The organism is Methanobacterium sp. (assembly GCA_039666455.1).
GTDB lineage: Archaea > Methanobacteriota > Methanobacteria > Methanobacteriales > Methanobacteriaceae > Methanobacterium_D.
Genome location: JAVSLW010000014.1, coordinates 32,189 through 58,601, shown reverse-complemented (window position 1 = coordinate 58,601; position 26,413 = coordinate 32,189). Strand labels below are relative to the sequence as shown.

Sequence of the window (26,413 nt, the reverse complement as noted above, 5' to 3'; positions counted from 1 at the left end):
CATCTCCATAGAACCCTGCCTTTTTAAATATAATTATATGGGTTCAGTAAATGTTTTTTTAAGGGCTTCCCAGAATTCATCAACAGCTTTGCCATAATTACCTTGACCTATTCCATCAACCGCAAAACTGTAAACCACGTCTCCCCATGCTTTATATATTTCAAGTGGGTCGCTGATAAAGTTTATGCCACCCAGTAAGGTTAGTAAGGTTCGGATTTGGGCTGCTTGTTTTGGGAAAATCTTGCAAAGAGCTTCCTGTAATAACGTTTGAGCAACATTAGGATCCAAACGGAACGTCTTTTTTGATAACGCTTCCATGAACGCATCATCCACAAAACTCTCACCGGCCTGCTGGAATCCTCTTTTTAACAAATCAAATGCCTTTCGTGGGTTTGTGGTGAAGTATCTGGCAGCCATTTTGAGACTACTCATAGCTTCTATCATTCCATTTTTCACCTGTTGCAAGTATTCACCTGAACCTGGGGTCGATGCAATAGATCCTATGTAAAGTAATTCTGCAGCAATATCCACCATCATCGAGAAAGTTTCCCAATCATCAACTTTCTCCTCTGTTGTCAAATTCCACTTAGGCAGTACAGATTTATTCAATTCGCCTCGTGAAATTGCTTCTCTAACAGCAGCTACATCCCTATCTAATTGTGTTTTTGGATATAAAGGCCCATAATCAGGAGGTTCAGGAGGTTTATCAGGAGGTAAAAGTGGATCATCCGGTTTTTTAGGAGAATTATCCTGATTAGGAGGCTTAATATTATCCGGGAAATCATAAGGCAATATATTCGCATTAGAAGTCTGTCCAGGATCAACAGAGGTTAAATCATATCTCGCCTGATTATTACCTGGATTAGAATCAGGCATTGAAGATGCTGCTTTCACAGACCAAGCTTTAACAACCCTTTTAAGAAATGAACTTAAACTTTTAGTACTGAACAACGCCAAATCACCATAAATACTAACTAAATTAACAAAATAACCCGCATTATTAACCTGAAGAATCAACTCCATTGTAGCATCACCTCCAGCAGGTAAAACTCCCACATTCCAAATTCCAGTATCGGAATCGTAAGTTCCAGTGCCCTGACTGCTTAATAACTTCAAACCAATTGGTATTTTGTAATTAACCTTAACACTTGCACTATTTGGACCATTATTAAAAGCTGTAACGGTTAATTTAACTGTATCCCCAACATTCAAACTACTTTGATTTCCAGTGATAGTCACACCCAGATCAGTTGTTAAAGCAGTAGAATCCAAAGTATTTACAGTAACATCATAAACTACAGGCGACTGTGTACTATTAAATTTCTCAAGAGTCACTTCAACTTCCAGATACCTTCCATTTGGTGTTAATTTTAAATTAAGCCCATTATTTGCCGGTTCCCAGTTGGACCAGTTAGTTTTATCGTTGGAACTTCTAACACGTACAGTTACTTTCGTGCCCTTTGGTTGGTGACTGTTCCAGCTTATAGTGGCCCAGTAAGCATTATCAGTCAGTGAATCGTGAATTACTGTCCAGGTTCCCTTATCATAAACTTTAGATGTTGGAGCGGTCATGGTGCTGTAGCCCACGTGTGTTCCAGAGACTATCATTTTGGAGAAGTCCACTCCATTAATTGCAGGGTTTATACGGTGAATGTAAACATCATTATGGTCAACAGCCCAGACATTACCTTCACTATCAACTGATAAAGCGCTGGGTCCCTTTCCTGTCTGTATTGTAGCTTTCAAAATACCATCGTTGGAGAATCTGGTAACTGTGTCTGATTCCAGATTAGCTGTCCACACATCACCATCTTCAGTAACCATAACTCCCCTCGCCCCATATGGAGCGGTTTTAGTCCAATCCACCCCACCAGTTAAGGTGTTAATCCTTGAAATCCGTGAATTCACGTAACCTGTGACAAAAAGATGGTTATTTCCATCGAGGGCCACGCCATACGTCCAGTGAGGAAGATTTATTCTTGTATAAGAACTGGTTTTAGTGTTAAGACTGAGAATATTGTTATTTGGACCAGCAGCAGACCATATAATGCCATTTTTATCTATCACAGCCCCATAAGGTGTGTGCCCTGCCGGTGAAACATCTATGGTTTTCAAGATCTGGCAAGATGCACCATCAAGACAGAAATACTTCTTTAACTCATAGCATCCCACCCACACATTGTTGTTAGAGTCCAGTGCAAGTGCCAGTGGCCCGGGATTCGCCCAGTTATTAGCGTAACCTCCTTTATATGTTCCAGGGACGTATGTACCTTCATGTCCCGGTATGAAAACTGTTTCATAAAGCACGCATTCGTCTTTTCCCCAGTCTAAGAGTTCACTTCCAGTGATCACTCCATTATGGTCCAGATCCCGGCTTGTTTGAATTGTTCCATCATTATTCCGGTCAATATATCCTCCATTCTCTAATAGGCCGATTTTAACCACGGTTCCTGTTTGGTAATTAGCCGCCCAGCAGTTACCATTAGAATCTACCACTGTTCTGGAAGGATGAGCATTACCTTGAGGGCTGGTACGATACCTGGCCACTTCTTGCCCTGTACGCACATCCACCTTGGATACTGTGCCCTGATTAGTGTTAGGAACCCAAATATAATTATGAGCGGGGTTGGTGCTGTTTGAAAGTTCCAGTTTATCTCCTGACCCATTTACATTGTTATAAGTACCATTATTAAAATCATCTGATGAGTTATAGGTCTGATTGGTGCCTGCAGCAAATGAAGTGCTGCAGAACAATAAAACTCCAAATAACACTATGATCAATAAAAGCCATTTATTGATTTTGGACTTGTCTTCTCTTTTGTTAAGATAGGATCCAAATAAAACCAGTAAAATCGCAAGCCCAGAAAAATTAAGAGGCACACCAGTATCCTGCATAGGAACAGTCCTATTATCCCTTTCAGGAGGAGGGATGCTACCACCATACCTGTAATAACCTCTTTTTTGAACTGCTTTTTTTGAAACTTTGGTGTGACCATCAACAGAGACAGGAGGAGATGGATCATTATCTCCACTAATTATAGGTGTTAAAGTCAGTGCAACCGCCCCACCAGGAGACAATGCACCAATAAACCACAACCCATTATTATATGAACCATGAGAGGGTTCAGGAGTGAATCCTGAAGGTATAGTAGTTTTTATTGCAGTATTAAACGCATAATCAGTTCCAGTGTTACTTACAGTAAGCGTAGGTTTACCATTTTTCAATTCATAGCTTAATTCAACATTTTGAAATGGAACATAAACACTTGCAGATGATACTGAACTGTTTGTAGGGTCATATTCATTATGGGTTTCACTAACCCAATAATTAATATTTTTACTTGCAAATTCCGGTGTTATAACTCCTGTAACTTCCAGTGTTGCTTTTTCACCAGGCCATAAAACTCCAACACCCCATACTCCGTCACTGTATGTTCCCACAGAAGGTGTAATCACCGTAAATCCAGATGGTAACACAGGATAAACCATTATATTGGTTGCTGTATCAGGCCCATTATTTCTAACCATGGTTACAAATATAACAGTGTCTCCCATGCGAGGTACCGGATTATCCACAATTGTGGTGAGTGTAACATCCGCAGTTAAAGCTTTAACAGCTAAATCATAAAGCACAGGTGAAACACTACCCTTATTTCTAAACAGAGTTGCTTCAACCTCTAAATACCTGCCTCCAGGTGTTAAACTAAGAAAAACACCATTAATTACTTCTTCCCAAGCAGACCAGCTTTGTTTATCGTTGGAGCTTCTAACACGCACTTTTATTCTGGTGCCTTCTGGTTCAAAACTGTTCCAGGACACTTTCCCCCAAAAGAGCATTGTTAATCTGTGTGTCATGGATTACAGTCCATATGCCTTTGTTTGTGGTGATGGTGTTGGACACCACCCCGGTCATGTCACTGTAACCATAATGAAGACCTCCGATGATTCTTTTGGATAATTCCACCCCATTCTCAATATCTCCTGAATCAACCTTTTGCGGGTTAATCCTGTGAATATACTCATCTCCATAGTCCACCACCCATATTTTACCCTGATTGTCCACTGAAACACCGGTAGGAGTGTTTCCAACAATTATAGTAGCTTTAAAGTCACCATCATTAGAATATCGAGTCACTGTTCCTGCTGCAGAATTAGCAATCCACACATCACCATCATCTGTAACAACAACTCCCCTGGATTGGTATGGGCATGGTTTTGTCCATTCAATAGTGCCAGTGAGAATGTTGATTCTGGAGAATCGGGAATATGTCCAGCCAGAAACAAATAAATGATTATTTCTATCAAGTCCCAGTCCATAAGCAGTGTGAGGAAGATTAATTCTCTTGAATGTGTCATTTGACGGGTCTAATCTTAAAATATTATTCCCAACACCTCCAGAAGACCATAATACACCATACTGGTCAATCACTGCTCCATAAGATCCATGTCCTGCTGATGAAACATCCACTGTCTTCAATATTTGACCATCAGAACCAATATAGTAAAATTTATGTGTGCCGTAAGTACCTGCCCAGATATTGTTTTGACTATCAACAGCAATCCCCCGGGGTCCAGGAACATTAGAATATCCTCCAGTATAATTTCCCGGCCTATAGGTACCTTCACGTCCTGGTATAACCACCACTTCCCACAACACACATTCATCTTCACCCCAAGGAAGAATTTCATCTGCTGTTATAACACCATTACCATCCAGATCCCTGGAAGTGTTAATATAACCATCATTATTACGGTCAAAATAACCTCCATTTTCAAACAAACCAATCTTAACCACCGTTCCAGTTCCACGGTTACAGACCCAACAATTACCATCAAGATCAATAGTAGTACGAGAAGGAGAAGAACCTGCAGAAGGACCAACCCTATAACGAGCCACCTCCAGACCAGTAACAGTATTAACCTTAGATACAGTTCCCTCATTACTGTTAGGAACCCAGATAAATGAATAACTGGATGCTGAAGAATTACTGGAAAGCTGCAACTGGTTATTAGAAGTGTTTAAACCAGTGCCATTACCTCTGTTAAAATCATCAGAAGCAGTATAATTGTAAGTTACATTAGCTGCAGTCACTGCACTGCAAAATACCAGTGCAAAAACAAACACTGAAATTATAAATGCCCACTTCCCTTTCATTTCATTTCCTCAGGTAATCTATTATTAATTTTGAATTATACTTTCCTTATAAAAATCTTTTCTCTTTCAGGACAAGTAGTAATCTTTATATATTACAATAATACAAAATGATTATTTCAATCTTAAATCACTGAGTTTTTAAAATGTTTAAATTTATTGTAAGCCTTAATAAACAATTAAATAATTTTAAAATATTGAAGAAATATTCATTTTATTTATAAACTATAAAATAAACTTTTTTATTACTTAAAATTAAAAATAAAGTTTATTTTTATTTTTTTTACTTAAATATTCCTTTAAAATAAAAAAAAGTGCAGTTAACAGTATTTTTTGAAAAAAATAGTCCTAAATTAGCCATATATGCTTCACACAGTAATAATAGTGATTATTATTGCAAATCAATTTTTTAACAGCTTTTAATAAACTTAATTAACACATATTTATGGGATTTATCAAAAATTAATTTAAAAAAGAAAAGGCTTTCTATTGATCCAGATGATCAATTAGTTTTGAAAGCCAGTCCAGCCATTCTTCGTAGGGTATATTGGGGTAAGACATATCGGCATTTGGATGCATAAAACGGCATAAAGTAAGGGTTTTTATGTGGGGGGCAAAGTTTTTTAAGGTGGAAAGTCCCTGTGAGCCCAGATAATAAGGAACACCTATAAACAGTACCAGATCATAGTTTCCCTTACCATCGAAACCTTTCCAGTCCGGATTTTTGAGGTTGTTTATTATTTCCACGGCACCTGTGGTATAATCAGGTTTGAATTCAAATTTATCCAGAGCTAAATTGGATCCTCCTGTTGCAACCACAGTTGCATTACTTTTTTTTGCAACTTTTATGGATTTTTCAGTTATTTTTTCAGGTATAATATTTAACAGTGACCCCATGATAAAAAGAGGTCTTTTTGACTGCTTTATAGTCAAAGCAGCCATTTCTGGAGGCCAGATCCTGGCCTGATTAATACTTATTAATGCTGGATTCCATGCTGACATAATATCACCAATAACTTTATAAATGATGTGCAAACACTACTTATATAATAATGATTAATCATGATAGTATATAAAGGTGATGTTTTGTTTAAAACCAGACCCAAGAAAGAAAATAATTCAGTAATAATTAAAGGATTGGACGTAGATTTCAAAGATATAGATGTCTATTTAGATCAAAAACAGAAAGCAGATGGTGCACACAAAAAAAATGTAAGTTTAAATTATCCCCAACTTCGAGAATGGGATTTGAATCTGCTTTCATATTTCAAACCTTTTTATGCTCCCCTCTGTGATATGTGCTGTATGTGTACCTATGGTAAATGTGATCTATCAAACAATAAGAAAGGAGCATGTGGAATAAATCTGGAAAAGCAGCAGTCCAGGATAGCACTCCTGACAGCATGTATTGGTGCTTCAACACACGCAGCTCATGCTAGAGACTTGACAGACGAATTACTGGAAGAAAACCCGGACATGGAACTAAAATACAGTAATTCAATTGATTTAACATCACCCATCATTACCACCCTGACAGGGATAACGCCCAGAACAGCTAATGAACTGGATGAGGTCATGAGCTGTGTTGAAAAAGAACTTACCAATCTCATGGCTTCTGCCCATACTGGTCAGGAAGGTGCTCACATGGATTTTGAATCAAAAGCACTTCATGCAGGTATACTGGATCATTTAGCACTGGAAATAGCTGAAATAGCTCAAATAAATCTTTATGATCTGGATAAAGGAGAGCCAGATACTCCTCTTCTTGAAATTGGGATGGGAGTTGTAGACAGCGAAAAACCAGTTATACTATGTATAGGGCATAACATAGCTCCAAGTAGCAAAATAATAGATTATGCAGATAAAATAGAGTTATTAGAAGACATTGAGATCTGTGGACTATGCTGTACAGCAATAGAACAGCAAAGGTATTCGCCCGGTTCAAAAATAGTAGGGTCCATATCCAGACAGTTGATGTTTATAAGAGCGGGAATCCCTGATGTGGTTGTTCTTGATGAGCAATGTATACGGGCAGATATACTTGAATTATGCGCAGAAAGAAACATTCCTATCATAGCTACAAGTGACAAGTGTTCATTAGGCCTACCTGACAGAACCAGAGAAAGCCCCCAAAAAATTGTCAGTGAAATCATGAATGGGGATAGTCCAGGGGTTTTAATAAGAGATGTGGACCAGGTAGGGAAAGTAGCCGTAGATCTAGCCCTTAAAGTTAAAGCCAGATCTTTACTCAATGAAAAATCATTACAGGAAGAAAAGGACCTTAAGTCCATTATCCATGACTGCGTTGAATGTGGACAGTGCGAGAGGGTGTGTCTTGCCATGTTACCAATTACCGCTTCATTATCTGAGGCTAAAAATGGAGACACTTCTCTTTTAGCCAGTTTCTATGGGAACTGTGTTGGTTGTGGTAAATGTATGGAAGCTTGCCCTGAGGATATCCCCGTCATCGATCTGATACGTATGGCTGCAGAAGAAAAAATTGCATCTGAAAAGTATCTGATACGCTCTGGCAGAGGCCCTGTACAGGATGTTGAGATACGTAAAGTAGGCGCACCCATAGTCTTTGGAGACATACCAGGAGTCATAGCCCTGGCAGCATGCTCCAACTACGATAAGGGAGAAGAAGAAATAGCACTTATTGCAGAAGAATACCTTAAAAGAGGATACATTGTGGTAGCTGCAGGGTGTGCAGCCATGGACATAGCTTTATACAAAGACGAAGAAGGTAAAACACTTTATGAAAAATATCCGGGCGACTTTGATAAAGGAGGTCTTCTAAATTTAGGCCCCTGTGTTGCAAATGCTCATGCTATAGGCAGTGCTATTAAAATAACAAATATATTTGCCAAAGTCCCGCTTGAGAACAACTTCACCGAAGTAGCAGATTACATTGTAAATCGTATTGGGGTTTGTGTAATTGCATGGGGGGCCATGTCACAAAAAGCTTTTGCCATAGCTACCGGTGCTAACCGCTGGGGAATCCCTGCTATTATCGGGCCCCAGGCGTCAAAATACCGCAGACTATATCTTGGAGATGACCTTGAACCACGAAACATAAAAGACCAGCGAGACCAGAGTGAAGTTATGTGCGAACCAGCCCCTCTTCACCTGGCTTATTCTGCTGAAAGCATAAATGAATGCATGACTCTGGCAGCAAAACTGTGTATAAGGCCCAATGATACACCAAGAGGGAGAATGATCAAGTTATCAAACTATATAGACCTCTACAAAAAGTACTACGGTACTTTACCTTCTGATTTACATCTGTATATCAGAGACGAGAAAGAAATTCCATTTAAAGAAAAGGATGAAATCTTGAAAAAACTCAAAGAAATGAATTGGGAACCCAGAAAAAGCCCCCAGGAACCTTCAATATGTATGGGGTAACATTATAGAAAAAGCCTCCAAACCAGTATGTATGGGTTGAGGTGATCCCTGGATCACCTCTCACCCCATTCATGAACAAGTTTTAAAATAAATTTTAAGCAAATTGGTGATAATAATGAATCCATATATTACTCTTACTGATCCATTGAAATGTTCTAAATGCAATCTGTGCTCTGTTAAGTGTGAAGAAATACATGGTATTAGCAGAATAGTAAAATCTGACGATCTTCCAGTGATGTGTATACAATGCAACGACTGTAAAGAAGTTTGTAAGGTTAACGCAATTTATACTAAGAATAATATTGCTATTGTGGACAGTGAACTATGTGTTGGCTGTAAAATGTGTGAAATGGTTTGTCCAGTTAATGCTATGAAAGTCGAAAACCTGTTAGCACACAAATGCACCCTGTGTATAGACAAAAAGCTGATCCCTGCATGTATTGAAGTTTGTCCAGATAAAGTACTGGCAATTACATGTGATAAAGAATGAAAATGATTAGAAGCTTCTTAACTCTTCTAATCTTTTAATTCTCTCATCCATTGGAGGATGAGTTGAAAATAAATTTAATAATGTTTTTCCTTTTTCACCGAATGGGTTAACTATGAACATATGGGCTGTCGCTGGATTTGTATCCATTGGTCTTGCATTAACTCCCATTTGAAGTTTTCGAAGTGCATCTGCAAGTGCCCATGGTTTTCCAGAGATTTGTGCACCACTTTCATCGGCTTTGTACTCTCTTGCCCTGCTTATTGCAAGCTGAACCATCATAGCAGCTATTGGAGCAATTATGGACATTGCAAGTATTCCAATTAATCCGCCGCCATCATCGTCTCCGCCACCACCAAAGATTGCAAAGAACCGTGCGTAATCTGCGACTATGAATATAGCTCCTGCTATTGTGGCTGCTATTGCGCCTATCAGGATATCTCTATTTTTAACATGCCCCAGTTCGTGAGCTATGACTCCTTCAAGCTCATCTCTGCTTAACAAACCAAGTATGCCTGTAGTTACAGCTACAACAGCTTTTTCAGGATTTCTACCTGTTGCAAATGCATTGGGGGTGCTGCTTTCTATGACCGCAACTTTAGGTTTTGGAATTCCTGCATTCAGTGTAAGTTCATCCACAATGGAGTGCAGTTGTGGGGCCTCATCTTCTGATACTTCTCTTGCCCCATACATTTTAAGCACAATTTTATCTGAGTAGAAATATGAAACAAAGTTCATAGCAACAGCAATCAAAAAGAATAAAGCTGCGCCCAAAAGTCCTACTTTAAAGAATGAACCTATTAAATAGCCTATGCCTATAAGTAAAAAGGTCAATACGCTAAATAAAAGCAATGTTTTAATTTTTGAAAACATCTACCTATCACCACAGTTTTAATGTAAAATATATTTATTACTTTTTGCAAATATTTTCTTGCAAATATAATTATAAGTATCGAGTATATAAACTTTGTGCTAAGTGATACTATCTTTAAATTTTAAGGAAGCTGGGCAGATGGTAATAGCTTTGATAATGGCAGGTGGAAAGGGCACCAGGATGAGTTTTAATGGTGAAAAACCACTTATATTAATAAATAATTATCCTCTCATTAAATATGTAATTGATGCACTTAAGGATTCTAAAAAAGTGAATGAAATAATTGCAGCTACAAGCAAAAACACGCCTGAAACTGATGAATTTTTAAATAAAATTGGGATTAAAACAATTATGGCTCCAGGTAAAGATTATATACATGATCTTGGATTAATTCTTTCTAATTTTGATGAAAATGATATTTTACTTACAGTAGCTGCAGATTTACCCCTTATAACTGGGGATATTATTGATAAGGTGCTGAATGAATATGAAAAATCTCCAGAGCCGGCCATGAGTGTCATGGTTCCACTTGAAATTTTCCAGAAATACTCAATCAAACCCACCACAGTATTTGATAATCTGGTGCCCTCGGGATTAAATATATTAAGGGGAATTAACAAGATTCAAAATGAGGAAGTTTTAATTGTTTCTAAAATAGAACTTGCCCTGAACATTAATACCTGTGAAGACATAAAACTTTTTAAGAAGCTGGTGGGTGATTAGATGACTGAAGAGAGAAAACTTATTAAAGGGGAAGAAAAAGTCTGGAGTGAAATTAAAGGATATCAGGTTGCAACAAACAATGCAAGGATATTAGGTGAACTGGATGAACTTATAATAAACGGTAAAACAGGGAAAATTACTGATGTTGTTATAAAAGTCGAAAAAGGTAGAAATATCCATGTTAAAGGCGCAAAGAAAAAAGGAGATCACCTGCTGGTTCCATTTGGAAAAGTGGAGAAAGTGGGTGAATTTATAATAATATCCGAATCTTAACTTTCAAAATTGAGTTCTGGATAAATACATTTTTTCAGGCTCTATAAGAGTATTTTCTAAGAACACTCTTTACGTTCCTTGATAATCTTCAAAAATTCTCTTGAACTGTCCATCTCTTCTATTTCCCAGTTATGAACTACAGGAACTCCTTCGATGCATTTCAGATTTCTTTTATGTTCAAATAGGAAAACAGCTTCAGTTCCAGTTACACCAGAAAGATCCTTTACATTTAATGCCATTTTTTTTAAAACCTTTTGATTTCTATTTTTGTCCATATTGGTTATCATAGCAATATTCTTTTTTAACTCTTCTAATTCAGAGTCTGGTTTAGAAATAGCATCAAATGGTGCTTTCTTGGTCTTGATTACTCCAAATCCGAGCTGTGCTAATTCTTTAGGAGTATTTTCCATCATTTTAACATTTTCAGATTCTGGAATTTTAAAAATGTCCACAGAAAGGGTGATTTTCATGTTTAAAATGCTTTCAAGCGTTATTACTGTCTCAGGACATGCCCTAACCATACCATGCTCATATTTATATATGGTTTCCCTTGAAACATGCGCATAATTCGCTAAATCTTTAAGAGATAGGTTTTTTCTCTCTCTTGCTTCTTTTATGGCGTTTCCATCCACCTCTACAAAGTATCCTCCACGATCTGCAAACAATTCAGGGTATATGTCATCAACAATCATGTTATGCAGGGTTTCAGGAGCTATTACAGGTATCCCATGTCTTTCATAGACAACATCCTCTTCCAGGTATTCATATTTGGATTTTATGCCTACAACTACGGGAGATGCAAGGATGGTGCTGGCTACTTTTTTTATTTCCTCTGCCTGCTCTCCTGTAAAGCCGTCTATATTTATTAAAACTTTAAGTAATAGAAGCAACAATTTTTTTCGGGCAACCATATCAAAGCAACTTCTATCATATATATGAGAAGTTTCAAAATTATGGTTTGATAAAAGTTCATTAATTTCCCTTAAGATATGATCTCTTTGCATAAGACACCCGTTGGATTTTTATTGAATAATGTTTATTGAATAATGTAATTTGGATTGATTTGATGTACATTGGTATAGATGATACTGATTCAGTAAATGGAATGTGCACCACTTATATAAGTAGTGTTATAATTGATGAACTTAAATATTTTGGTTTTAATGTAACTGGTCATCCTCGTTTAATACGCTTAAATCCATTTACAAGGTTTAAAACTCGTGGAAATGGGGCAATTTCCTTTAAATTAAATGTTAAATGTGATGCGGAGGTTCAAAAAGTCAAAGATATTGTTTTAAAAAAGATAGAAGAGCTTTCCATGTTAAATGACGAGAGAACCAATCCGGGGGTGGTTTTTTACTGCGGCAAAATTACAGATAGCCTTAAATCTTATTCTTTGAACGTTATAAGGAACATAATAACAATTGATGAGGCTGAAGACTTTGCTAAAGATATTGGAGCTGAATTTTTTAAATTTAAAAAAGGAAGAGGCATAATTGGTGCACTTGCAGCTATCGGATGTCCAGATACTGATAAAACATATGAACTTCTGGCCTACAGGATGCCTGAAAATTACGGTAAAAAAAGGCTTATTGATCAGATTTCTGTTTTTAAAATGAATAATTCCACCTACCCTGATACCTTTGACAATGTTGATGGAAATAATGGTTATATTGCAATAGAACCCCATACACCATGCCCCATACTTTATGGAATACGTGGCGAAAGCCCAGAAGCTGTTTTAAATGCTCACGAAATGATTGAAGTAGGTGAACCAGTTGAAAAAATTGCAATTTTCCAGACAAACCAGCACACTGACATGCATCTTGTAAAAGCAGATGATATTTCTAAAATGGAGAAGTACAAGTGCTATATTATTGATGGAACTGTAAAAAACTATCCTATTACTTTTGAGGGAGGCCATGTTATATTTATATTAAGTGATGGGTCAGGAGAGATTCACTGTGCTGCCTATGAACCTACAAAGGAATTTAGAGATGTAATTAGAAAATTAGCTCCAGGGGACAAATTAAGAGTTTATGGGGGCATTGGAGAGAGGGGCACGCTTAACATAGAGAAGATTAATATCATAGAACTTGCTAAAATCAAAAAGACTGAAAATCCCCTTTGTGGGTGTGGAAAGCGTATGAAATCTGCAGGAAGCGAAAAAGGGTTTAAATGTGTTAAGTGCGGTACAAAGCTTCGAGAAGGTGTTAAAGACTCTGTTGAAATAGAAAGAGATTTGAAGACAGGTTTTTATGAGGTTCCACCATCTGCAAGAAGACATTTGAGTAAACCAATTATAAGGATGAACAGGTAGCTTTAAAATTTTTCTATGTATTACATCTGATTATATTCAGCTTCACCAGGCAGCCTGACCCACCTACTCCAGAATTCTCCAAGAGAGTCTGAAAACCTGATTAAAGAAGGGTAATCACCGGGCTTTATGATAAATGCATTTGCATGGTATTTATAGGCGTACATCATATCTTTGTCGCTTAGGGAGGCTGAAAGTATCATAACTGGGATTAATTTTAATGCAGCGTCATTTTTAACTTTTTTTAATACATCAAGACCGCTGATTTGAGGTAAATCCAGATCAAGCAAAATTAAATCTGGTCGGGGTGCATCTGAATAAATATTTTCCTGGTTTAAAAATTCAATAGCCTCACAACCGTCTTTTACTGTATATAATTCGTTTTTAAAGCAGGATTCTTTAAATGCTTCTTCAAACAGACGGGCATCTGCATTATTATCCTCAACTAATAAAATCTTAATGAATTGAACAACACCCATGTCACCACATTCCCCATTTATTATGATCAGGCTTTGAGAACACATCAAATTCATGATCATTGAATAACCTGAAATGGCATTTCAATGAGTAGAATGCTTTTAAAAAGCCTGATCTGTTTTAATTATATGTATTTAATCTTATAAAAAGCTATTCCCTATAAAACAAACGTGAATGACATGATACTAAAATTAGCAGGCGATATACATTATATTACTTTACTATATATTATTAATAAAAAAATAGGGAAATTATCTTCATTATCAACATATCATGTGGATTTAAACAAAAACTTTATCCTATGAAGAAGAATTGAGATTAATGATAACAAAAAAATTTGCAGACTTTATTGTGGATGTCAGCTACAACGACCTTCCTGAAGAGGTGATAAAAAAGGCCAAACTCTGCTTTTTAGACTTTTTAGGGGTTACTTTAAAGGGATCTAAAACAAAAAGCGCCATTGCAGTAAATAAGATAATTAAAAAAAATAAAGCATTCAAAAACACTCCGTGTTTTTGGTGCTCGAACACAAAGTATTCGACGGAATCCACTGTTATTGGCCATGGAAAGTCAACAATTCTTGATTGTGCACTTGCAAACGGTGTAGCTGCACATTCACTGGATATGGATGATGGAAGTAGAATGGCCCATCTTCATCCAGGAGTGTGTGTTATCCCTGCAGCGCTTTCAATCTGTGAAGCATATGATAAAAAAGGAAAGGAACTTATAAGCTCCATTGTGGCAGGATACGAAATAGCGATTTCACTGGGAATGCTTGTAAATCCAGAGCATAGAAACAGAGGATTTCACAGTACTGGAACATGCGGAACTTTTGGAGCAGCAGCGGCAGCCTGTAAAGCCCTGAATTTAAATAAAAAGCAGACAATAAATGCACTTGGGCTTGCAGGTACCCAGGCAAGCGGACTTTTAGAATCAGATCATGCAGGTTCGATGGGAAAACACCTTCATGCAGGAAAGGCTGCTCAATCAGGTGTTTTATCGGCACTTCTTGCAAAAGAAGGATTTACAGGTGCTTCAACTATTATTGAAGGTAAAGAAGGTTTTTTGTCTGCAATGGCAAAATATAGTGTGGTTAAAAAACATTTCAAGTTAGGTAATTTCCATATTTTAAATGTGTACTTTAAAAAATATCCTGTATGCAGGCACCTCCATTCTACAATTGATGCAGCACTGAATATTATAAATGATAATGATTTAAAAGCCAGTGATATCCAAAAAGTAAGGGTTAAAACATATAAGCTTGCTGCTAATCACGATGACTATAACCCTGAGACAATTGAGGCTCTAAAGCAGAGCTTACCCACAAGTCTGGCCATTGCACTTAAAAATAAAGATTTAAACCCTGATGTTCTTGAAATTAATGAAGATGTGGCAGAAATTTCAAGTAAAATTGTCATTGAATGCAGTAAAAATCTGGATGAGCTCTATCCATACAAAAGACCTTCAGAAGTTACCATTCAAACAGACATACAATCTTATTGTAATAGAGTAGATTTACCTGGAGGCGAACCAGAAAACCAGTTTAGCAAATATGAACTACTGGATAAATTCTATAATCTAAATCCTGAAATTAATGCAGATATCCAGGATATAATCGATGGTTTAGAAAATTGCAAGATCAAAGAGTTAATGACAATGTTTAATAAAAAATTCAAGGAGGGGTAATTAAATGAAAACCAGAGAATTTCTAAAAACAATGGGAATAGAAAATAATAAGCTTGATGAATCAGAAAAAAGGTTTGCTGATGGAGCACAGTATAGATTTGAGGTTCCTGGAATTCAAAAACCCGCTGCAATGAGGGCACTCATTGATGCAGCAGACAGATACGAAGTTGAAGTTCACAGAGTAACTCAAACAAAGGGAATAATGCTTTTAACAGATTCAGAAATACTTGAAATGATAGATATTGCAAGAAACAGAAAAATAGAACTATTTTTAAGTGTTGGACCACGTGCAACCTATGATACAAGCGCATCTGCAAAAACAGAAGAGGGAAAAAGAATTGGATACAGGTTAAGAGGATACGATAACCTTGTTTATGCCATTGAAGATGTTAAAAGGGCTTTAGAGCTTGGAGTTAGAGGAATTGTAGTCTATGATGAAGGGTTATTATGGACACTTGATAAAATGCGCCAGGCAGGTGAAATACCCAAAGATACACACTTTAAAGTATCAGCTCACACAGGACATGGAAATCCTGCATCTGCAAAGCTTTTAGAAGAAATTGGGGCAGATTCATTTAATCCTGTAAGAGACCTGCAGATTCCAATGATTGCATCAATTAGAAATGCAATTGATATTTCAATTGACCTGCACACTGAAAACCCAAAATCATCAGGCGGATTTATAAGGCACTATGAAGTCCCGGAAATGATAAAGTATGCTGCACCAGTCTATCTTAAAACAGGTGGTGCGGTTGCCGGGCATCATGGATGGGATACAACTGAAAAACAGGCAGAAGAACGTATAAGACAGGTTTCTCTTGTTCAGGATATGATAAACAGATACTACGACCATGCAATAATATCTAAAAAAGGAGCAGCTGATTTAGCAGTGCCAAAATAATAAAGATTCAGGAAGTTTTAGATGGAAATAGTTAATTTAATAAGTGACGCTGTAATTGAAGCAAGCACCACCTTTAGAAAAGACCAGTTCGATGCCTATAACAGAGCTCTGGATATGGAAACAGATGAAAATGCTTCCTGGATGCTTGAACTTCTAATGAAAAATGCAGAGATAGCAAATAAAAATAAGTTTCCCCTTTGCGATGATACAGGAATTCCTCATGTTTTAGTGGAAATTGGGGAAGATATAAAAATACCCTCTAATTTTTTTGAAGATATAAAGCAGGGTATAGAAAAAGGTTTGCAGAAACTTCCCGGAAGGCCAATGGCCGTTTGTGGAGATGATATTGAACGAATAGAGCAAAGTAAAGGCTTATATGAAGATCCTGGAAAACTGGTTCCACCATCCTTTATTATTGATAAAACCCATGAAAATGGTGTAAATATTATTATTTTAATGTTAGGGGGAGGTCCAGAGATAAGGGCTTCCACATATAGAGTTTTCCACAGGAGAGATAATAGAAAAGTATTTAATATAGTTAAAACATGGATGAGATCAGAGGTACAAATGCTTGGGTGCACACCATGTATCCCTGCTGTAGGCATTGGTAGAACTCATTTTGAAGCTTCGTCATTGATGTTAAAGGCAATGGCATACGGAAATTTAAACGAACAATCCAAAATAGAAGAGGAAATTACAGAATCCCTCAATGATTCCAGAATTGGTACACTTGGAATTGGTGGTTCTGTAACTGCGCTTGGATCTTTTGTTAAAATTGGTCCTCAAAGAGCAAGTGGCGTTAGAATTTTATCTATGAGGCCATGCTGTTTTGTGGAGCCAAGAAGATCAGCGGTATTCATCCCTTCCCATATTCTGGAGTGATATATGATGGCAATAGGAAGAGAAACAATAGAAAATATACTGAAACTGGGTAATCCTAAATGGAAAACCAGCATAACCCGAGTTGAACCAAACAGGCTTATAACAAGAGGATACTCACAGGAAGACCTTATAGGGAATGTGTCTTTCCCTGAAATGGTTTATTTACTTATAAAAGGTGAAATGCCATCAAATAATGAGGCAAAAATGCTTGAAGCAGTTTTAATTTCCTTCTGTGACCATGGGGTAACCCCTCCAAGTACTCAGGCAGCCAGGATCATGGCCTCAACAGGATCTCCAATGCATGCATGCGTAGGAGGAGGGCTATTAGCCTTTGGAAAACACCATGCCGGTGCTATAGAAAATGCCATGAGAACCCTTCAAGAAGGTGTTAAAAGATATGATGGCGATATAGAGACTATTGCAGGAGAAATAGTCTGCGAATCTCTTGAATGCGGCCAAAAAATACCTGGATTTGGCCATAGATATCATGCTGAAGATCCGAGGGTACCTAAATTAATGGAGATGGCTGAAAAATACGATTGTGCAGGAATACACACTGAACTTGCCCTTACAATTCAAAGTATTCTTCTTGAAAAAAAGGGAATTAGAATGAATATTGATGGGGCCAATGGAGCAATATTATCAGACATGGGTTTTGACTGGAGTGTTGGAACTGGCATGTTCATGATAGGGAGGCTTCCAGCAATTATTGCCCATGTGCATGAGGAAAAAACACGCGAAGCTCCTTTCAGGAAGTTTTTTGAAATAGAAGAGATTTATTACGACGGTGAGGACGAGGCCAGAATAATTGGCCAGAGTAATAAATAATACAAACTGGCCGCCTTCTTTGAAAGGGTGTAAAAATGCAGTGTACATTAAATTGCAATTTCCGTTAATTAAAACAGGATGAATAGAATATTCAGTTTTTTTGAATCAATTCTTGCATCAAATTTAAGGTGCATATGATACACAGAGAAGGACATGGGCGTTTTTAATAATTTTTAATAATATTTGAAGGGATTCCTTGAAAAATTAAATAGCAAAAGATAAATATAACTCTAAATAGAATTGATTTATCATGGTGGTTCAAAATGGTATCGATATCAGAAGCAATTACAACGATTAAAAAGGCAGAAAATGATGCCGATAAATTAATAGAGGATGTTAAGCAAGAATCCTCTAAAATAAAGGAAGATGCAAAAGAAAAAGTGAACGCACTAATTCAACAGGCAAAAGATGAAGCTCATGAAGATACTGGTGAAATAGTCTTAAAGGCAGAGGAAGACACTAAAAAAGAAACCATCCAGATATCAAAACAGGCTAACGAGAACATAATAAACATAAAAAATCAGATTACAGGGAGAATTGAAGAAGCTGTGGAAATTATAGTTAAAAATATACTGTAATTTGATTTTCGTTAGTTAAAAAAATTAAAGTGGTGAATATGTTTAAGCCAGCGAGGATGAATAAGCTTAAAATACTCACTTTAGATGCTTACTCTAATTCTGTGGTAAGTTCTCTTCATGAAGAGGGGATCGTCCAAATTCATGATATCTCTGAACGCATTCAACATGATGCTGAATGGAGACAGATCATGAAACCGTCAAAGGCAACAGCCTACACCAGTAAGGTATCATCTCTTCAGATGAAAACTGCCGGAATAATTGACTTTTTAAAATCTGCAGAAAGAAAAGAAGAAAGCATACTTAAGAGTATTTTGAGCATGATAAATCCAGAAGTGCCAGAGAAGCGAGAAGTAGAGCATTTAGATACTCCCGATCTAATTGAACGCGCAGAAAACCTCCTTCAAGATGTGGAAGGAAAAACAAAGACAATCGAAGAAAAAATAACCAAACTTGATACTGAAAAAAACGAAAATGTAAATGCTTTAAGCGTTGCAGACAAACTGAAAGGTTTTGATATTGATTTCAGTGATTTAAAAGATTCACGTTATATTTCTGCAATAGCTGGAAAAATGCATGCTCAGGCATTTGAAGACTTCAAAAAAGAAGTGGAAGCAGTAACTGACAAAATTGTAATTTTAGAGCATTTTGAAGATAAAGAGGATTATAGAACAATAATTGTGGTTACTTTAAAGGAATTTGGAAGCGAAGTTTCATCACTTCTTAGAAAACATGAATTTGAATTGTATGATATTTCTATATTATATGGAAAACCAGAGGCAATAATCAAAAATTCTAAGTCCAGAATTGATGAAATTAATAACGAAAAGGATCAATTAATGGATAACCTTGCAGAACTGGCAGAGAAGTGGATAGATGATCTTTTAGTATTAAAAGAACAGCTTGAAATTGAAAAAGATAGAAATGAAATCTTTTCTTCATTTGGAGAGACAGAGAAAACTTTAATGTTAGAAGCATGGGTTCCTGAGAAAAAATTAGATAAATCACTGGAGATAATCAAACAAGCAAGCGAAGGTCACTCTATTGTTGAGGTAACAAACCCGCATGGTAGTGAAGATATTCCAATTCACCTGGACAACCCTCGTTTTGCCAAACCTTACGAGCTATTTGTGCATATGTATTCTCCTCCAAGGTACAAAGAAACTGACCCTACACTGCTAATGGCAATGGTATTTCCGTTTTTCTTTGGCTTCTGTCTTACAGATGCAGGATACGGTGCTGCAAATGCACTTATTGGATTAGCCCTGGTGTCTGGATTAGGTAAAGTCAATAGAATAATGCGTGATTTAGGTATGATTCTTGTTGCCTGTGGTATATGGGCAATTATACTTGGTCTGGTTACAAACAGTTTATTTGGTGATTTTATCCCAAGATGGATAATAGGAGACCCTAATGCAGCGCTTCCAACAACTATAGCTGCTGTTAACTCATTTGTATTCCCTCAAAACATATTGATCTGGGCTTTAATTGTAGGTGTGATCTACACCATAATGGGATTAATAATTGGAGCCATGGACAACGTGCGGATGGGACAAATCAAACAAGCTCTGGGTGAACAGGTCGTATGGTTAATTCTATTTGTAGGTGTTGGTCTTTTAGCTGCCAGTATGATGCTTGGATTGGGCTCAATTATACTGTACGCTGGAGGAGCACTCATTCTTATAGCATTGGGGATGCTTGTTTATTTCAATGGAGCTCTTGGAATCATGGATATCTCTGGATTCCTGGGTACAATATTATCCTACGCCAGGTTGCTGGCACTCTGTCTTGCAACTGGGGGAATAGCAACCACAGTAAATATACTTGCAAATCTCATAGGCGATATTATAGGCGGCGTAATTGGGATCATAGCCATAATCATAATATCTCTCTTTGGACACATTGCAAATGGTGCATTCCAGACCCTTGGAGCATTCATAAACTCGCTTCGTTTACATTATGTTGAGTTTTTCAGTCAATTTTATATCGGCGGAAGCACCAAATTCAGGGCTTTTCGTACAAAAAGAAAACTTACTAAATTAGGAGGTAAATAAATGGTAGAAATAGCTTTAGGTACAGCTTTAGCAGCAATAGGTGCGGGCGTAGCCGTAGGTTTTGCTGGATTAGGATCAGGTTTAGGACAGGGTATAGCAGCAGCAGGAAGTGTAGGTGCAGTTGCAGAGGATAGCGACATGTTTGCAAGAGGTATTATATTCTCTGCACTGCCGGAGACACAGGCGATTTACGGTTTTCTGATTGCTATACTGTTACTCGTATTCTCCGGTCTTCTCGGTGGAGGGGAAGGATTGGACGTTACAGCAGGATTAATAGCTGTTGGTGCAGGAGCTGCAATTGGTTTTGCAGGTCTTGGTTCCGGTATGGGTCAGGGTATCACTGCCGCATCATCAGTAGGTGCTGTAGTGGAAGATCCTGACATGTTTGCAAGAGGTATTATATTCTCAGCATTGCCAGAGACACAGGCGATTTACGGTTTTCTGATTGCTATACTGCTCATGGTATTCGGCAGAATTTTAGGATAGGAGGACATATTATATGAACTCTGGGGCAGCAAAAATTGTCTCAAGCATACTGTCTGAAGCTCAAAACAAGGCTGATAGCATAATTCAGGAAGCTGAAAAAGAAGCTGCAGTTATTACCCAGAAAGGTGAAAAAGAAGCAGCTCTTTTAAAAGAAAGAATTCTGGAAAATGCAAAAAAACAGTCTGCGATGAAGTATCAGCAGCTCATTTCTGAAGCTAAAATGAATGCCAGAAGAGCAGAGCTTGAGGCAAGAGAAGAAATCATTGAAAACGTATTTAAAAACGCTCTAAAAGAACTGCAAAAAATTGCATCCACTTCATCTCCACAATACAAAGAATCCCTTAAAAAAATCATACAGGAAGCATCTGTAGAGATTGGTGGGGGAGATTTGATATTATCTTTAAAGGAAGAGGATGTTCAAAAAATAAAGGACATAATTCCATCAATCGAAAAAGACACTGAAGAGAAAACAGGCCAAAAAACAACCTTAGAGATTGGTGAAAACATTAAAACCATTGGTGGAGCTGTTTTAAAAACTAAAAATGGAGACATTGAAGTTAACAACACAATTGAAGCAAGAATGCAGAGATTCAAAAAAGTTCTACGATCAGAGGTTGCAAAGGTGTTATTTAGTTAGGAGGAAGTATCATGGCAGACGAAATTATATCAGTAGTAACTGCAATGGGGTTTCCTTCTATTGAATCCTTTTTAGGTCTAATATTTATAGTTGGAGCTGTTATTGGAGTTATAGCAGTAATAGCAACTATAAGGCCAGTTTTAGACAACTTTCCTTACGCTTACCCTAATGCAAGGGTAAGGGCGCGAATGGGAAGACTTCTAAGCGAAAAACAATTATCAGAAATAATTGAAGCAGATACAATTGAAGAAGTAAAAAATTACCTTAGAGGGCTTCCAGAATATGCAAAATACGTGGACAAATATCCGCTGGAAAAAGCTCTGGATACAGAGCTTGCAGAAACTTATGATACACTTGCAAAAATTACGCCTGGAGGTATCAGGCCTATATTCAAGGCTTTACTTCAAAAATGGGATGTAAACAATATTAAAAGTTTAATCATTGCTAAAGATGCAGGTTTATCCAAAAAAGAAACTGCAGATCTCCTGGTTCCATTTGGGGAACTGAGTGAATTAATGGATAAGCTTTTGGATGCAAAAAACATTACTGATATCATTAATGGTCTTGAAGGAACACCCTATGCCCGTGTTCTTGATGATGCACTTTCAGCGTACCATGATACTGGCATGATCCTGCCTTTAGAAGCTTCCCTTGACAGATACTTCATGGAAAATCTAATAACCGCTGCATCAAATCCTGCAGAAGAAAGCACAAGAATTTTGCATTCTTATATAGGGGCACAGGTTGATGCTGCAAACTTAAGCATTATATTAAGATCAAAGGTTGAAGGATTGAAGTATGAAGACATAAAGGAATATATCATTCCTAAAGGTTACGGGATAAGGGAATGGAAGCTGAAGGATTTAATGGAAGCTGAAGATGTAGGGGGAGTCATAAGCAGTCTTGAAGGAACAGAATATGCGCAGATTCTCGCAGATTCAATGGTAGAATACACAAAAACAGGTTCTATAGCACCTTTTGAGGCAGCTTTAGACAGGCAGATCAGGAAAATAGCCAGAGCACTGTCAATGAAAATACCGTTTGGAGTAGGACCGATCATAGGCTACCTGAATAGAAAGGATAAGGAGATACGCAACTTAAAAGTCATTGTTCGCGCTAAAAGAGAAGTAGGATTCCCTAACTCAAAAATTAAGGAGATGTTAATATGAGTATAGTGGTGATTGCAGACGCAGATACAGTTACAGGTTTTAAACTCGGAGGCGTGAAAGAGGGATATCCTGTAGATACCATGAAGGAAGCAGAAGATACCCTTAAAGAAGTTTTCAAAAAAGATGTTTCTATTATAATAATCACAGAAAAAATTGGTGACAGTTTAAGAGAAACAATAGACAAGCTGACAGGTTCAAGCGTATTACCGATGATAATTGAAATACCCGATAAAACAGGGCCAACTGAAAGGGCCACTGATCCTATGAGGGAGCTTATAAAAAGAGTAATTGGGGTTGAGATGGTAAAATGATTACAGGAAGGATAATTAAAATAGCAGGTCCAGTTATTGTCGGAGACGGCATGAAGGGAACCCAGATGTATGAAATGGTTAGAGTCGGTGAAGAAGGACTTATCGGAGAGATAATCGAACTTGAAGGTGACACTGCAACCATTCAGGTTTACGAAGAAACTGCAGGTATAAAACCTGGAGAAAAAATTCAAAGTACAGGAGGAGCACTTTCAGTAGAATTAGGTCCAGGAATTCTTACATCTATCTATGATGGGATCCAAAGACCACTTGAAAACATTAAGGCTCTAACTGGCGATTATATCGAAAGAGGTGTGGATGTTCCAGCACTGAGCAAAGACAAAAAATGGGAATTTACTCCAGTTTTAGATGCTGGAACAGCAGTAAAAGGTGGAGATATCATTGGTGAAGTCCAGGAAACATCATCTATAGTCCACAAAATTATGATCCCTCCCAAAATTGAAGGTACTTTAAAGAGCATCGCTGCTCGCGGAGAATATGCAGTAGAAGAAGACATCGCCGAAGTTGAAACTGCAAGTGGAGTGGAAAAAGTTCAGATGATGCAAAAATGGCCTGTAAGAGTTGGAAGACCATACAAAAAGAAACTCGATCCAGATATACCACTAATAACAGGTCAAAGGGCACAGGACACATTTTTTTCAGTTGCTAAAGGAGGTACAGCAGCTATGCCGGGCCCATTTGGTTCAGGTAAGACTGTTACACAGCAGCAGCTTGCTAAGTGGGCTGACGCAGATATTATCGTTTATATCGGGTGTGGAGAACGTGGAAACGAGATGACTGAGGTTCTACAGGAATTCCCAGAACTTGAAGATCCTAAATCAGGTAAGCCGCTTATGGATAGAACTGTTCTCATTGCAAACACATCCAACATGCCTGTTGCAGCAAGGGAAGCATCTGTATACACTGGAATTACAATTGCTGAATACTTCAGAGATATGGGATATGATGTAGCTCTTATGGCTGATTCAACTTCAAGATGGGCAGAAGCTATGAGGGAGATTTCAGGAAGGCTCGAAGAGATGCCTGGTGAAGAAGGTTACCCTGCATATCTTGCTTCCCGTCTTGCACAGTTCTATGAAAGAGCAGGAAGGGTAAGTGCAGCAGGAACAGAGGATAAAATGTCATCATTAACTGTTGTTGGTGCAGTTTCACCGCCTGGCGGTGACCTTTCAGAGCCAGTTACTCAAAACACTTTACGTATATCCAAGGTGTTCTGGGCGCTTGACTCATCACTTGCAGATAAACGTCACTTCCCTTCAATTGACTGGCTGCAGAGTTACTCATTATATGTGGAAAGCATATCCTCCTGGTGGAACACCAATGTGGGTGAAGACTGGAGAGAATTAAGGGATAAGGCAATGGTTTTACTTCAGAAAGAATCAGAGCTTCAAGAAATTGTTCAGCTTGTAGGGCCTGATGCATTACCGGACAGGGAAAGGATCACCCTTGAAAGTACAAGGATGATCAGAGAGGACTTCCTGCAGCAGAACGCTTACCATGAAGTAGATACCTACTGTTCACCTAAAAAGCAGTATGGTATGCTTAAAACCATAGTTATGTTCCAGGAAAACGCTACTGCAGCTTTAGATAGAGGTGCTGCGTCTGAAGATGTCATAGCACTGAGTGTTAAGGAAGATATTGGTAGAATGAAGTACATACCTGAAGCCGGGTTTGAAGATGAGGTTAAAGCAATTCAGGATAAAGTAATTAAACAAACGGATGAGGTCTGAAAATGGATTTAAATATCAAAACACGAGAATACACAACTGTTGCTGAAGTATCCGGTCCTCTCATGATTGTTGAAGGTGTTGAAGGTGTTGCTTACGGGGAAATTGTAGATATAGTAACACCAGCAGGAGAAACAAGAAGAGGGCAGGTTCTGGAGGTGCGTGAAGGAATTGCAGTTGTACAGGTATTTGAAGGTACAAGCAATCTTAACACCGCAACAACTAAAGTCAGATTTACAGGCGAAACAGCCCATCTTGGTGTTTCACTGGACATGCTTGGTAGAGTATTTGGAGGTACAGGAAAACCTATAGACGGCGGACCGGAAATCATTCCAGAAAAAGAATTAGACATTAACGGAGCTCCAATGAACCCTTCTGCAAGGGAGTTCCCTGCAGAATTCATTCAAACCGGTATTTCAACCATAGACGGGATGAACACCCTTGTACGTGGGCAAAAACTTCCTATCTTTTCAGGATCAGGATTACCTCATAACGACCTTGCAGCTCAAATTGCAAGGCATGCCAAGGTGGTGGGAGAAGAAACTGAGTTTGCAGTTATATTTGTAGCTATGGGAATTACTCACGAAGAAGCAAACTTCTTTATGAGAGATTTCGAAAGAACCGGGGCACTGGAAAGAGTTACAGTATTCATGAACCTTGCAGACGACCCTGCAATTGAAAGGATCATTACTCCAAGGATGGCACTTACAACTGCAGAGTACTTTGCATTTGAAAAAGGAATGCATGTTCTGGTTATCCTTACTGACATGACCAACTACTGTGAAGCATTAAGGGAAATTTCTGCTGCACGTGAAGAGGTTCCAGGTAGACGGGGATACCCGGGTTACATGTACACCGATCTTGCATCTCTCTATGAAAGAGCAGGTCGTGTGGAAGATAAAGAGGGTTCAATTACTCAGATGCCGATTCTTGTTATGCCTCAAGACGATATCACCCACCCAATTCCAGATTTAACTGGATACATTACAGAAGGACAGATTGTATTAAGCAGAGATATTCACAGGAAAGGTATATATCCTCCAGTAGATGTGCTTCCATCACTTTCAAGGTTGATGAGTGGTGGAATTGGTGAAGAAAGAACAAGGGAAGACCATAGCAGTGTATCTGATCAGCTTTATTCTGCTTATTCAGAGGGTCGTGACTTAAGAGACCTTATGGCGGTTGTTGGTGAAGAAGCACTTACAGAACGTGACAGAAAATACCTCACCTTTGCAGACGAGTTTGAAAACAGGTTCGTTACAGAAACAAAAGATGAGGACAGGACCATACAGGAAACTCTTGACCTTGGATGGGAGCTTTTAAGTCTGCTTCCTGAAGCTGAACTTAAGAGGGTTAGGGCAGAGCATATTCCAAAATATCACCCTGCATACAAAGAATAACCTCCTTTATTTATTTTCAGGCGGAAAA

Annotated in this window: 23 protein-coding genes; 17 read left to right on the top strand and 6 right to left on the bottom strand. The window is 37.9% G+C overall.

Annotated elements, in window-relative coordinates:
• Positions 1 to 33 precede the first annotated feature (33 nt).
• The 3 genes from PQ963_04745 to cdhB form a co-directional block, all read right to left on the bottom strand.
• Positions 34 to 3,855 carry a hypothetical protein gene (locus PQ963_04745; GenBank protein MEN4028973.1) on the bottom strand — a complete coding sequence of 1,274 codons (3,822 nt, stop codon included), beginning with the start codon at positions 3,853 to 3,855 and terminating at the stop codon, positions 34 to 36.
• On the bottom strand, positions 3,800 to 5,155 hold the full coding sequence (locus tag PQ963_04740; protein MEN4028972.1) for a hypothetical protein: 1,356 nt from the start codon (positions 5,153 to 5,155) through the stop codon (positions 3,800 to 3,802). Before PQ963_04740 ends, PQ963_04745 begins: the two co-directional genes overlap by 56 nt.
• Before the next feature lie 483 nt (positions 5,156 to 5,638).
• Positions 5,639 to 6,154: a CO dehydrogenase/acetyl-CoA synthase complex subunit epsilon gene (cdhB, locus tag PQ963_04735; GenBank protein MEN4028971.1), complete on the bottom strand. Its 516-nt coding sequence runs from the start codon at positions 6,152 to 6,154 to the stop codon at positions 5,639 to 5,641.
• A gap of 84 nt (positions 6,155 to 6,238) precedes the next feature.
• Between cdhB and cdhA the strand changes: the two genes are divergently transcribed.
• Both cdhA and PQ963_04725 read left to right on the top strand, forming a co-directional pair.
• On the top strand, positions 6,239 to 8,560 hold the full coding sequence (gene cdhA, locus PQ963_04730) for a CO dehydrogenase/acetyl-CoA synthase complex subunit alpha (GenBank protein MEN4028970.1): 2,322 nt from the start codon (positions 6,239 to 6,241) through the stop codon (positions 8,558 to 8,560).
• A 115-nt stretch (positions 8,561 to 8,675) separates the two neighbouring features.
• A complete protein-coding gene (locus tag PQ963_04725; protein MEN4028969.1) occupies positions 8,676 to 9,050 on the top strand; it encodes a 4Fe-4S binding protein in 375 nt (124 codons plus the stop codon).
• A 6-nt stretch (positions 9,051 to 9,056) separates the two neighbouring features.
• On the opposite strand, the gene PQ963_04720 is transcribed toward PQ963_04725, so the two are convergent.
• On the bottom strand, positions 9,057 to 9,920 hold the full coding sequence (locus tag PQ963_04720; GenBank protein MEN4028968.1) for a zinc metalloprotease HtpX: 864 nt from the start codon (positions 9,918 to 9,920) through the stop codon (positions 9,057 to 9,059).
• A gap of 139 nt (positions 9,921 to 10,059) precedes the next feature.
• Here PQ963_04720 and PQ963_04715 point away from each other — a divergent pair, with 139 nt between their 5' ends.
• Entirely contained in the window at positions 10,060 to 10,644 is a 585-nt protein-coding gene (locus tag PQ963_04715) for an NTP transferase domain-containing protein (protein ID MEN4028967.1), read from the top strand.
• Entirely contained in the window at positions 10,645 to 10,917 is a 273-nt protein-coding gene (locus PQ963_04710; GenBank protein ID MEN4028966.1) for a PRC-barrel domain-containing protein, read from the top strand. It begins immediately after the preceding gene.
• 56 nt (positions 10,918 to 10,973) lie between these two features.
• Here the strand turns inward: PQ963_04710 and PQ963_04705 are convergent, their stop codons facing one another.
• The gene (locus PQ963_04705; protein MEN4028965.1) at positions 10,974 to 11,921 is read right to left on the bottom strand and encodes a transcriptional regulator; all 948 of its coding nucleotides are present in this window, start codon (positions 11,919 to 11,921) and stop codon (positions 10,974 to 10,976) included.
• Positions 11,922 to 11,983: 62 nt separating this feature from the next.
• Between PQ963_04705 and PQ963_04700 the strand changes: the two genes are divergently transcribed.
• Positions 11,984 to 13,237 carry a tRNA(Ile)(2)-agmatinylcytidine synthase gene (locus PQ963_04700; protein MEN4028964.1) on the top strand — a complete coding sequence of 418 codons (1,254 nt, stop codon included), beginning with the start codon at positions 11,984 to 11,986 and terminating at the stop codon, positions 13,235 to 13,237.
• A gap of 20 nt (positions 13,238 to 13,257) precedes the next feature.
• On the opposite strand, the gene PQ963_04695 is transcribed toward PQ963_04700, so the two are convergent.
• Positions 13,258 to 13,773, bottom strand: coding sequence for a response regulator (locus PQ963_04695; protein ID MEN4028963.1), 516 nt, complete (start codon positions 13,771 to 13,773; stop codon positions 13,258 to 13,260).
• A 259-nt stretch (positions 13,774 to 14,032) separates the two neighbouring features.
• On the opposite strand from PQ963_04695, the gene PQ963_04690 reads away from it, so the two are divergent.
• The 12 genes from PQ963_04690 to PQ963_04635 all read left to right on the top strand — a co-directional run bounded on the left by PQ963_04690 (position 14,033) and on the right by PQ963_04635 (position 26,385).
• Positions 14,033 to 15,397: an MmgE/PrpD family protein gene (locus PQ963_04690; GenBank protein ID MEN4028962.1), complete on the top strand. Its 1,365-nt coding sequence runs from the start codon at positions 14,033 to 14,035 to the stop codon at positions 15,395 to 15,397.
• A gap of 4 nt (positions 15,398 to 15,401) precedes the next feature.
• The gene (locus PQ963_04685; GenBank protein MEN4028961.1) at positions 15,402 to 16,298 is read left to right on the top strand and encodes a peptidase; all 897 of its coding nucleotides are present in this window, start codon (positions 15,402 to 15,404) and stop codon (positions 16,296 to 16,298) included.
• A gap of 21 nt (positions 16,299 to 16,319) precedes the next feature.
• A complete protein-coding gene (locus PQ963_04680) occupies positions 16,320 to 17,180 on the top strand; it encodes a fumarate hydratase (GenBank protein ID MEN4028960.1) in 861 nt (286 codons plus the stop codon).
• A gap of 6 nt (positions 17,181 to 17,186) precedes the next feature.
• The gene (locus PQ963_04675) at positions 17,187 to 18,008 is read left to right on the top strand and encodes a citryl-CoA lyase (GenBank protein ID MEN4028959.1); all 822 of its coding nucleotides are present in this window, start codon (positions 17,187 to 17,189) and stop codon (positions 18,006 to 18,008) included.
• A 263-nt stretch (positions 18,009 to 18,271) separates the two neighbouring features.
• Entirely contained in the window at positions 18,272 to 18,586 is a 315-nt protein-coding gene (gene ahaH / locus PQ963_04670) for an ATP synthase archaeal subunit H (protein ID MEN4028958.1), read from the top strand.
• A 38-nt stretch (positions 18,587 to 18,624) separates the two neighbouring features.
• The gene (locus tag PQ963_04665; protein MEN4028957.1) at positions 18,625 to 20,637 is read left to right on the top strand and encodes a V-type ATP synthase subunit I; all 2,013 of its coding nucleotides are present in this window, start codon (positions 18,625 to 18,627) and stop codon (positions 20,635 to 20,637) included.
• Positions 20,638 to 21,123: a V-type ATP synthase subunit K gene (locus PQ963_04660; GenBank protein MEN4028956.1), complete on the top strand. Its 486-nt coding sequence runs from the start codon at positions 20,638 to 20,640 to the stop codon at positions 21,121 to 21,123.
• A gap of 13 nt (positions 21,124 to 21,136) precedes the next feature.
• Positions 21,137 to 21,760 (top strand): V-type proton ATPase subunit E, encoded by a 624-nt coding sequence (locus PQ963_04655; GenBank protein MEN4028955.1) that lies wholly within the window; start codon positions 21,137 to 21,139, stop codon positions 21,758 to 21,760.
• 11 nt (positions 21,761 to 21,771) lie between these two features.
• Positions 21,772 to 22,929 carry a V-type ATP synthase subunit C gene (locus PQ963_04650; protein MEN4028954.1) on the top strand — a complete coding sequence of 386 codons (1,158 nt, stop codon included), beginning with the start codon at positions 21,772 to 21,774 and terminating at the stop codon, positions 22,927 to 22,929.
• Positions 22,926 to 23,240 (top strand): V-type ATP synthase subunit F, encoded by a 315-nt coding sequence (locus PQ963_04645; GenBank protein MEN4028953.1) that lies wholly within the window; start codon positions 22,926 to 22,928, stop codon positions 23,238 to 23,240. Before PQ963_04650 ends, PQ963_04645 begins: the two co-directional genes overlap by 4 nt.
• The gene (locus tag PQ963_04640; GenBank protein ID MEN4028952.1) at positions 23,237 to 24,988 is read left to right on the top strand and encodes an ATP synthase subunit A; all 1,752 of its coding nucleotides are present in this window, start codon (positions 23,237 to 23,239) and stop codon (positions 24,986 to 24,988) included. Before PQ963_04645 ends, PQ963_04640 begins: the two co-directional genes overlap by 4 nt.
• A 2-nt stretch (positions 24,989 to 24,990) precedes the next feature.
• On the top strand, positions 24,991 to 26,385 hold the full coding sequence (locus tag PQ963_04635; GenBank protein MEN4028951.1) for an ATP synthase subunit B: 1,395 nt from the start codon (positions 24,991 to 24,993) through the stop codon (positions 26,383 to 26,385).
• Positions 26,386 to 26,413 lie beyond the last annotated feature (28 nt).

Bases quoted from the DNA above. Each gene is read 5' to 3' on its own strand.
- PQ963_04745 (MEN4028973.1), bottom strand. From the start codon at position 3,855: ATGACACACAGATTAACAATGCTCTTTTGGGGGAAAGTGTCCTGGAAC.
- PQ963_04740 (MEN4028972.1), bottom strand. From the start codon at position 5,155: ATGAAAGGGAAGTGGGCATTTATAATTTCAGTGTTTGTTTTTGCACTG.
- cdhB (MEN4028971.1), bottom strand. From the start codon at position 6,154: ATGTCAGCATGGAATCCAGCATTAATAAGTATTAATCAGGCCAGGATC.
- PQ963_04725 (MEN4028969.1), top strand. From the start codon at position 8,676: ATGAATCCATATATTACTCTTACTGATCCATTGAAATGTTCTAAATGC.
- PQ963_04720 (MEN4028968.1), bottom strand. From the start codon at position 9,920: ATGTTTTCAAAAATTAAAACATTGCTTTTATTTAGCGTATTGACCTTT.
- PQ963_04715 (MEN4028967.1), top strand. From the start codon at position 10,060: ATGGTAATAGCTTTGATAATGGCAGGTGGAAAGGGCACCAGGATGAGT.
- PQ963_04710 (MEN4028966.1), top strand. From the start codon at position 10,645: ATGACTGAAGAGAGAAAACTTATTAAAGGGGAAGAAAAAGTCTGGAGT.
- PQ963_04705 (MEN4028965.1), bottom strand. From the start codon at position 11,921: ATGCAAAGAGATCATATCTTAAGGGAAATTAATGAACTTTTATCAAAC.
- PQ963_04700 (MEN4028964.1), top strand. From the start codon at position 11,984: ATGTACATTGGTATAGATGATACTGATTCAGTAAATGGAATGTGCACC.
- PQ963_04695 (MEN4028963.1), bottom strand. From the start codon at position 13,773: ATGATCATGAATTTGATGTGTTCTCAAAGCCTGATCATAATAAATGGG.
- PQ963_04690 (MEN4028962.1), top strand. From the start codon at position 14,033: ATGATAACAAAAAAATTTGCAGACTTTATTGTGGATGTCAGCTACAAC.
- PQ963_04685 (MEN4028961.1), top strand. From the start codon at position 15,402: ATGAAAACCAGAGAATTTCTAAAAACAATGGGAATAGAAAATAATAAG.
- PQ963_04680 (MEN4028960.1), top strand. From the start codon at position 16,320: ATGGAAATAGTTAATTTAATAAGTGACGCTGTAATTGAAGCAAGCACC.
- PQ963_04675 (MEN4028959.1), top strand. From the start codon at position 17,187: ATGGCAATAGGAAGAGAAACAATAGAAAATATACTGAAACTGGGTAAT.
- ahaH (MEN4028958.1), top strand. From the start codon at position 18,272: ATGGTATCGATATCAGAAGCAATTACAACGATTAAAAAGGCAGAAAAT.
- PQ963_04665 (MEN4028957.1), top strand. From the start codon at position 18,625: ATGTTTAAGCCAGCGAGGATGAATAAGCTTAAAATACTCACTTTAGAT.
- PQ963_04660 (MEN4028956.1), top strand. From the start codon at position 20,638: ATGGTAGAAATAGCTTTAGGTACAGCTTTAGCAGCAATAGGTGCGGGC.
- PQ963_04655 (MEN4028955.1), top strand. From the start codon at position 21,137: ATGAACTCTGGGGCAGCAAAAATTGTCTCAAGCATACTGTCTGAAGCT.
- PQ963_04650 (MEN4028954.1), top strand. From the start codon at position 21,772: ATGGCAGACGAAATTATATCAGTAGTAACTGCAATGGGGTTTCCTTCT.
- PQ963_04645 (MEN4028953.1), top strand. From the start codon at position 22,926: ATGAGTATAGTGGTGATTGCAGACGCAGATACAGTTACAGGTTTTAAA.
- PQ963_04640 (MEN4028952.1), top strand. From the start codon at position 23,237: ATGATTACAGGAAGGATAATTAAAATAGCAGGTCCAGTTATTGTCGGA.
- PQ963_04635 (MEN4028951.1), top strand. From the start codon at position 24,991: ATGGATTTAAATATCAAAACACGAGAATACACAACTGTTGCTGAAGTA.